Source organism: Streptomyces sp. DvalAA-14 (assembly GCF_900091855.1).
Lineage (GTDB): Bacteria > Actinomycetota > Actinomycetes > Streptomycetales > Streptomycetaceae > Actinacidiphila.
This window is the reverse complement of sequence record NZ_FMCH01000487.1, coordinates 1-7,715: the sequence shown is the minus strand read 5'-3', so window position 1 is coordinate 7,715 and position 7,715 is coordinate 1. Positions and strand designations below refer to the sequence as shown.

6 protein-coding genes, 1 tRNA gene and 1 pseudogene are annotated in these 7,715 nt (G+C 74.7%); 5 read left to right on the top strand and 3 right to left on the bottom strand.

What is annotated here, in order from left to right; translation table 11 throughout:
* Both GA0115240_RS25830 and GA0115240_RS25825 read left to right on the top strand, forming a co-directional pair.
* Positions 1-1,788: pseudogene (locus tag GA0115240_RS25830) on the top strand (cysteine protease StiP domain-containing protein); the annotation flags it as partial.
* 8 nt (positions 1,789-1,796) lie between these two features.
* The gene (locus GA0115240_RS25825) at positions 1,797-2,660 is read left to right on the top strand and encodes an HAD family hydrolase (RefSeq protein WP_093740178.1); all 864 of its coding nucleotides are present in this window, start codon (positions 1,797-1,799) and stop codon (positions 2,658-2,660) included.
* Positions 2,661-2,774: 114 nt separating this feature from the next.
* Here the strand turns inward: GA0115240_RS25825 and GA0115240_RS25820 are convergent, their stop codons facing one another.
* Positions 2,775-3,428, bottom strand: a complete 654-nt coding sequence (locus GA0115240_RS25820) for a nucleoside/nucleotide kinase family protein (protein ID WP_093740176.1) — start codon at positions 3,426-3,428, stop codon at positions 2,775-2,777.
* Positions 3,429-3,634: 206 nt separating this feature from the next.
* Here GA0115240_RS25820 and GA0115240_RS25815 point away from each other — a divergent pair, with 206 nt between their 5' ends.
* Complete coding sequence (locus tag GA0115240_RS25815; protein ID WP_093740174.1) at positions 3,635-4,294, top strand: O-methyltransferase; 660 nt, start codon at positions 3,635-3,637, stop codon at positions 4,292-4,294.
* 94 nt (positions 4,295-4,388) lie between these two features.
* Here GA0115240_RS25815 and GA0115240_RS25810 read toward each other — a convergent pair whose 3' ends face one another.
* Complete coding sequence (locus GA0115240_RS25810; RefSeq protein WP_237555207.1) at positions 4,389-5,033, bottom strand: phosphonate degradation HD-domain oxygenase; 645 nt, start codon at positions 5,031-5,033, stop codon at positions 4,389-4,391.
* A gap of 99 nt (positions 5,034-5,132) precedes the next feature.
* On the opposite strand from GA0115240_RS25810, the gene GA0115240_RS25805 reads away from it, so the two are divergent.
* Positions 5,133-5,369, top strand: coding sequence for an FmdB family zinc ribbon protein (locus GA0115240_RS25805; RefSeq protein WP_093740170.1), 237 nt, complete (start codon positions 5,133-5,135; stop codon positions 5,367-5,369).
* A gap of 82 nt (positions 5,370-5,451) precedes the next feature.
* On the opposite strand, the gene GA0115240_RS25800 is transcribed toward GA0115240_RS25805, so the two are convergent.
* Positions 5,452-6,696, bottom strand: coding sequence for a hypothetical protein (locus GA0115240_RS25800; protein WP_093740168.1), 1,245 nt, complete (start codon positions 6,694-6,696; stop codon positions 5,452-5,454).
* 144 nt (positions 6,697-6,840) lie between these two features.
* Here GA0115240_RS25800 and GA0115240_RS25795 point away from each other — a divergent pair.
* Positions 6,841-6,912, top strand: a tRNA-Val gene (locus GA0115240_RS25795).
* Positions 6,913-7,715: the final 803 nt, after the last annotated feature.

Sequence of the window (7,715 nt, the reverse complement as noted above, 5' to 3'; positions counted from 1 at the left end):
TGGCGGGCGGCCTTGCGGCTGCCGCTGGCGGGGTTCGGCGGGTGGAGATCGGGTGGCCCGGTGGGGTGCCCGATGGGGGGCGGGCACGGGTTTTGGCCGGCGGATCGGGAGCGGCTGGAAGCGGCGCTGCCGGGGATGGGGCGGCGGCTGGCGGCAGCGGTGCCGGCGGGTGCGCGACGCGTCCTGGTGCTGGGCAACGAAGAGCTGATGTACGCGCCCCTGCGGCTCGCCCAGGCCCTGCAGGCCGCGCTGCGCCCGCCGGGCGCCGAGGCGGCGGCGGCCGGGGCCCCCGCCCCGGGGGCCGCTCACCCGAGCCGGCCGCAGGCCGTCGTGCTGTACTCCACCACCACCCGCTCGCCCGTGCTCGCCGTGGACGATCCCGGCTACGCGATCCGGAGCCGGATCGTCTTCCCCGCGCACGACCGCCCGACGGACGGCGGATCGCAGGAGCGGTACGCGTACAACGTGCGCGGCTTCGACGCGGTGGTGTGCGTGGTGGACTCCGCGGGGGACACCGCCGCCCTGCACGCGCCCGGGGGCCTGCTCGACCGGCTGGCCGGGCTCACGGACACGGTGCTGGTCGCCGTCGTGCCGTCCCATCGACCGAACGGAAGCATCCGCACCATGACCGAGACCGCACGCCGCCCGCTGCCGGAGCCGCTGCGCGGGCCGGACTTCTCGTCGTACCGGCCGGACGAAGTGGGCTGGCTGCTGAAGGACCTGTCCGGGGTGGAGCTGGAGGCGCCGACCGAGGAGCGGGAGGAGGCCATCCAGAGCGGCGGCGCGCACTACGCCGAGTCGCTGCCGGTGGAGTACCAGCCGACCGCGGAGTACGTGGAGCTGTTCCGCAGCGCGCTGGCCGGCTCGGCGGCCCGGATCGCCCGGGCGGTCGGCGCCGTCACCGAGCTGGTGCTGGCCGAGCGCGGCCCGGACGCCGTGCTGGTCTCGCTGGCCCGGGCCGGCACCCCGGTCGGCGTGCTGATGCGCCGCTGGGCCCGGCACGCACACGGCCTGGAGCTGCCGCACTACGCCGTCTCCATCGTCCGCGGCCGCGGCATCGACGCCAACGCGCTGCGCTGGCTGGCCGCCCACCACGACCCGGCCGACGCGGTGTTCGTCGACGGCTGGACCGGCAAGGGCGCCATCACCCGTGAACTCGCCGACGCCGTGGCGGAGTTCGACGGATTCAACCCGGACATCGCGGTCCTCGCCGACCCCGGCGGCTGCGTGTCCACCTACGGCACCCGCGACGACTTCCTCATCCCGTCCGCGTGCCTGAACTCCACCGTCTCCGGCCTGATCTCCCGCACCGTGCTGAACGCCGACCTGATCGGCCCCGACGACTTCCACGGCGCGAAGTTCTACCGCGAACTGCTCGACGCCGATGTGTCCGGCTTCTTCCTCGACACCGTCGCCGCCGAGTTCGACACCGTCGGGGACGTGGTCGCCGACGACGTCAAGTCCCTTCGCGGGCAGGACCGTTCACCGACCTGGGCCGGCTGGCGTGCGGTCGAGCGGATCAGCGAGGAATACGGCATCGGCGACGTGAACCTCGTCAAGCCCGGCGTCGGCGAGACCACCCGGGTCCTGCTGCGCCGCGTCCCGTGGAAGATCCTCGCCCAGCGCGGGGCCGGCGCCGACCTCGACCACGTACGGCTGCTCGCCGCCCAACGCGGCGTCCCCGTCGAGGAGGTGGACGGCCTGCCGTACTCCTGCGTCGGGCTGATCCACCCCCGCTACACCCGTGGCGCGACCGGAACCGACGGCAAGGCGGTAGGCAGCAAGTGACGGCCCCCATGACACCCTCATCGGCGCAGTCCGCGCCTCCCGCGCCGGCCCGCCGCACCCTGATCGCCAGCGACCTGGACCGCACCCTCATCTACTCCACCGCCGCTCTGGCGCTGACCATGCCCGACGAGCAGGCGCCGCGGCTGCTGTGCGTCGAGGTGCACGAGGCCAAGCCGCTGTCCTTCATGACGGAGGCGGCCGGCCGGCTGCTGGTCGAACTCGCCGACTCGGCCCGCTTCATGCCCGTCACCACCCGAACCCGCAAGCAGTACCGCCGGATCAGCCTGCCGGGCCGCCAGCCGCGCTACGCGATCTGCGCCAACGGCGGCCACCTGCTGGTGGACGGCCACACCGACCACGACTGGAACGCCGAGATGCGGCGCCGGCTCGCCGACGGCTCGGCGCCGCTGGCGGAGATCCGCGCGCACCTGGCCGCCACCGCGGACCCGGCGTGGCTGCGCAAGGAGCGGATCGCCGAGGACCTCTTCGCCTATCTGGTGGTGGAGCGGGAGCGGCTGCCGGTGGGCTGGGTGAAGGAACTCGCCGCGTGGGCCGAGCCGCGCGGCTGGACGGTCTCCCTCCAGGGCCGGAAGATCTACGCCGTGCCGAAACCGCTCAGCAAGAGCGCCGCGCTGGCCGAGGTGGTCCGCCGCACCGGCGCCGAACAGGTGCTGGCGGCCGGCGACTCGATCCTCGACGCGGACCTGCTGTTGGCGGCCGACAGCGGCTGGAGCCCCGGCCACGGGGAACTCGCCGACAGCGGCTGGACCGCCCCGCACATCACCGCGCTGGGCACGGTCGGAGTCGGCGCCGGCGAGGAGATCCTGCGCCGGATGCTGGTCGCGGTCGCGGGCGACGAGATGGCCGCGTAACCGCCGCCGCGGAGGCCGACCCGGGCCGACGGCTCCGGTTACCGCGCGCCGGGTGCCGGGTGCCGGGTGCGGGGTGCCGCGCGCCGGGTGCCGGGTGCGGGACGACGTGCCCGCTCACGCCTCCACGGTGCCGTTCGCGCCCGGCCGCCCCGGCACCACCACCCGGGTGCAGTGCGCCCGACCGCGCTCCACCCGCCGGGCGTTGGGGCGTTCGCTGCCGGTGATGAACGCGCGCGCCTCGGCCTCGGAGCGGCCCCCGCGCAGATGCCGGCGCAGCAGTCGGCGCTCCCGCAGCCGGCGCGGCGCGTCCACGTACCACAACTCGTCCAGCAGATCCCGTACCTGGTCCCAGCCGGGGCCGTCGTCGGCGAGGTAATTGCCCTCGGTGACGACGAGCCCGGCCCGGGGCGGGACGACCAGTCTGGCGGCCACCGGTTCGTCCAGCCGCCGGTCGAAGTCGGGGGCGTAGACCGGCCGTTCGCGCTCGGCCCGCAGCCGGCGCAGCAGCGCCACGTAGCCGTCCACGTCGAAGGTCTCCGGCGCGCCCTTGCGGTCGCGCAGTCCCAGCCGGTCCAGTTGGGCGTTGGACAGATGGAAGCCGTCCATCGGCACATAGGCGGCCGTATCGGCGCCCAGCCGCTCGTTGACCCCCGCCACCAGCCGCCTGGCCAGCGTCGACTTGCCGGCCGCCGGGGCGCCCACCAGCCCCAGCAGGGCCCTGCGGCCAGGAATGCCGGGTACCAGGGCGACCGCGTCATCGACGAGCATCTCGATAGCCTAAGGGCTGTCCCGTAATCCCCGGCGGGCGCGACGACAGCTACGGCACCTCGCTGCGTTGTCGGGCCCGTCCGAATACGACCCGGTATGAGGACGACCCACCGCCTTGCGATGCACCGCATCTGACGCCGCACGCTGATCCACCGCGGATTACGGGACAGCCCTCAGGCCGGGAGCCTCAATCATGGGAGCAGACGTTGCGCGAGACGAAGAATCCTGAGCTCACAGCAGATCTGTACGGCTACGTACTCGACCACAATCCGCCGCTGGACCCCGTGCAGCGGGAACTGGTCGACACCACACACCAGAAGCTGCCCGACGCGGCGGGCCTGCAGACGGCCGAGGAGCAGGGCCCGCTGCTGTCCTTCCTGGTCCGGCTGACCGGTGCCCGCCAGATCGTGGAGGTCGGCACCTTCACCGGCTTCTCCGCCCTGTCCATGGCCCTGGCCCTGCCCGAGGACGGCAGGCTCATCGCGTGCGACGTCTCCGAGGAGTGGACCGCGCTCGGCCGCGAGGCCTGGGCCAAGGCCGGTGTCGCCGACCGGATCGACCTGCGCATCGCCCCGGCGATCGAGACGCTGCGGGCCCTGCCCGGCGGCCAGTGGGTGGACCTGGTCTTCCTCGACGCGGACAAGGACTCGTACATCGACTACTGGGAGGAGCTGGTGCCGCGGCTCGTCCCGGGCGGTCTGATCGTCGCCGACAACACCCTCTTCCACGGCCAGGTCACCGACCCGGCGGCCGGCGGCGGCGCGGCGGCCATCCGCGCCTTCAACGACCGGATCCAGGCCGACGAGCGGGTGGACCACGTGCTGCTCACCGTCGCGGACGGGCTGACGCTGGCACGCAAGCGGTAGCCCCGGGGCTCGCGTCCGGGCGGCGGCCGGTGCGGGCCGCCGCTCCCGGCGCCCCGCGGCCGGCCCGGCGTGCGGTGAGCGGGGCGGTGCGGGCTCAGCCCGTGGTGAGCAGCGCGGTCAGCAGCGGGCGGTAGTGGGCGAAGTCCGGCACCTCGGCGCCCGGGTCCTTCGCCTCCTCGTCCCAGCGGCGCACGGTCACCCCGTCGCGGGCGTACGGGCCGGCCTCGTACGCCCGCACCTGCGCCTGCGTCATCGGGCCGCCCTGCATCTCCAGGGTGCGCACCGACTCGGCGGACAGCCGGCCGAAGTAGCCGGGCTCGACCGTGCACAGGTAGCGCTTGGCGGCCACGTGCAGCCGCACCGGCTCGGTCACTTCGGGCCCGAACCAGGCCGCCAGCCGGTCCGCGCCCGCGTGGCTGTGCCGGTTGTCGGTGCCGCGCAGGAACTCCTCGGTGCTGACCGGGCCCTGGAAGTGGCCGACGTCGTGCAGCAGGGCGGCGGCCACCAGCGCGGGCGGCGCACCGGCCGCCTCGGCGAGCGCGGCGGCCTGCAGCATGTGCTGGGCCTGGGTGACGTCCTCGCCGAGGTACTGGTCGGCGCCCGCGCCCGCGAAGAGCGCCGCCAGCAGGTCCAGCGGATCGGTCGGCTCGGTCGGTCCGGTCGGTTCGGTGCCTTCGGTTGCTTCGGTTGCTTCGGTTGCTTCGGTCCGTTCGGCCGGGTGACCGGTGTCGCCGTTCATGTCCCGGAACATCGCATACGTGTCCGGGCGGTCGGCAACCCGCGGATGACCGGCACATGAACACGCCCCGATCCGCGGACCGGGGGATACGCTGGGCCCATGCCTCGTTACGAGTACCGGTGCAAGTCCTGCGGAGCCACTTTCGAGATGCGCCGCCCCATGTCGCAGGCCAACGCGGCCGCGCCGCCGTGCCCGCAGGGCCACGACGACACGGTGAAGCTGCTGTCGACGGTGTCGGTGGGCGCCTCGTCGTCGTCTTCGTCCGCCGCGTCGTCGGCCCCCGCCCCCGCGAGCGGTGGTGGCGGCGGTTGCTGCGGTGGCGGCTGCTGCAGCTGACGCGGGAAGATCACCCCGGGGTCCGGCCGACGCACGGCCGGGCCTTCGGCCGTGTCGGTCGGGGCGCCGCAGCCGGACGGATTCAGCGGCCCGCCGCCCGGTCCTCCCGGATGTTCGCCACCACGCGGTTGGCGGTCTCGCGGACGGCCGCGGTCTCGGTGAGAAAGGCCCAGTAGTCGGGGTGGCGGCCCTCCAGGGCGGCCAGCGCGCGGTCCAGGCGGGCCACGGCGTCGTCCAGCGGGCGGGCGTGCCGGGGCTCGGGAGTGGCGCGGCCCTGCATGGCCAGCCGCTGCGCGTCCCGGATGGCGAACCGGGTCTTCTCCACCTCGGCCTTGGGGTCTTTGCTGACCTCGTTCAGGCGGCGCAGCCGGTCACCGGCGGCGCCGACCGCCCCGTCCACCTCGTCCATCAGCGACCGGACGGCGGCCAGTTTGGCTGCGGCGTCCGCCCAGCGCTGCTCGGTCCGCGCCCGACGGGCCTCGGCCAGCGCCTCCTCGGCCTGCCGTACGGCCTGGGCGGCCTGTTCGGGGACCTGCTGGAGGTCCTGCCAGCAGGCGACCGAGAACCGCCGCCGCAGTTCGCTGAGCACCGGGGAGACGCCCTCCGCCCGGGTGGCCAGCGCCTGGACCCGCGTCCGCAGCGACACCAGCCGCTTGTCCAACTCCTTGGCCTGCTCGGGCAGCCGCTCCGCCTCGGCCCGGACCGCTTCCGCGGCGCGCCGGACGGTGTCGGCGCGCCGCACGGTCTCGCCCACGCCGTGCTTGCTCGCGCCCTCGTTGAGCTTGGTCAGCTCGGGGGCGAGCGCGGCCAGCCGGGCCGCCAGGTCGTCCGACCGCAGTCCGGCGGCGCGTACAGCGTCCAGCGCGTTGCTCGCTGCGAGCAGCGACGCCTTGGCGCTCTCCCGGGCGGGGGCGAGCCGGGCGAGCTGGGTCTCGGCCTTGCCGAGCAGCGGGCCCAGGCCGGACTGGAAGCGCTCCAGCTCGGTCCGCGCCTTCTCCAGCTCTTCCTTGGCCCGGGTCAGCTCGGTACGAGCCTGGGCGGCCGCCGAGTGGTCCAGCTCGTCCCGGTCCAGGTCGTGGGCGTCCACCGCGGCGATGTACGCGCCGCTGACCTGGTCGATCCGCTCGCCCAGGGCCCGGAATCCGGCCAGCGCGCGACGGGCCTCGGGGGAGTCGTCCACCGCCGAGATCGTCTCTATCGAGATCTCCAGGTCGCGCTGCGCGGTATCGAGCTCGTAGAACGCCTGTCCGGCCGCGTCCTTCGCCGCCTGGGCCTCCGCACGCAGGTTGTTGTCACCGCGCCGCCACCACGAACGTGCCGTCGTCACCGTGACACTCTCTCCCCGCGCTCAGCCGTCACCACCGTCCGGTCCATCCTCCCACCCGGGGGCCGCGAACACACCGTCCGGGCGGTCCGCGCACGGTTGCTGACCAGCCCCCGGGGCACGGTAGTCTGGGACGTCGCAACTCCCGGGCGTGTAGCTCAGCGGTAGAGCGCCGCCCTTACAAGGCGGATGTCGGCGGTTCGAAACCGTCCACGCCCACCCTCCCGGCCCGTCGCCCTCTCCGGTGGCGGGCTGCGTCGTTTCCCCACCGCTCCCGGGTGACCGGTTCGATCGTGTGATCGATGGTTTGGCATCCGAATAACCCGTTCGGGGGAACGCTCGGACCGACCCGGGCGGGTCTGCCGACGGGTGCTGACCATGAGCGAATGAGCACTCAGTGGGGTAAGCACACCCGCTTATGGGCGGCCATGGCCGTCACCGTCATGGCGACGGGCTCCTGGGGACTCGGCGGACCGGCTTCGGCGGCTCCCCGGGCCCCCTGTTCGTCGCCCCATCAGGCCATTCACTCGACCCAGGGCTCCGGCCCCGCCTGTGCCGGGTCCGCCGGCCCGGGTGGGCAGCCGGCCCCGGCGCCGAGCCACCGCCGCGCACCGGATCACCACGCGGCGCCGAGCCATCGGCGGGCTCCCGACCCGGCGACCGAGCCCGCATCGGGCCACAAATCGGCTCCCGGTCCGAGCCACAGCCCGGGTCCCGCCCCGGGGCCCCGTCCGGCGCCCGATCCGCGGGAGGGTCCGGGGCCTGATCCGGCGACCGGCCCGGCTGCGGGCGACGGTCATCCGTCCCCTGCCCCGACGACACCGGCCCCCGGAGCCACCTCCGGGGCGCCGCACGCGCCGGCGCCGGCGCCCGGGCCGACTCCCCGACCCGATCCCCGACCCCATCCCCTGCCGACTCCCGCGCCGGCCCCCGCGCCGACTCCTTCGGCCGGTCCGGGTCCGCAACCGTCGGTCCCGCCCGGTCCGACCGGCCCGCCGGGGCAACCGACCCCGCCGGCCCCC

Coding starts and splice junctions, on each gene's coding strand:
- GA0115240_RS25825 (WP_093740178.1), top strand. CDS start 1,797: ATGACACCCTCATCGGCGCAGTCCGCGCCTCCCGCGCCGGCCCGCCGC.
- GA0115240_RS25820 (WP_093740176.1), bottom strand. CDS start 3,428: ATGCTCGTCGATGACGCGGTCGCCCTGGTACCCGGCATTCCTGGCCGC.
- GA0115240_RS25810 (WP_237555207.1), bottom strand. CDS start 5,033: ATGAACGGCGACACCGGTCACCCGGCCGAACGGACCGAAGCAACCGAA.
- GA0115240_RS25805 (WP_093740170.1), top strand. CDS start 5,133: ATGCCTCGTTACGAGTACCGGTGCAAGTCCTGCGGAGCCACTTTCGAG.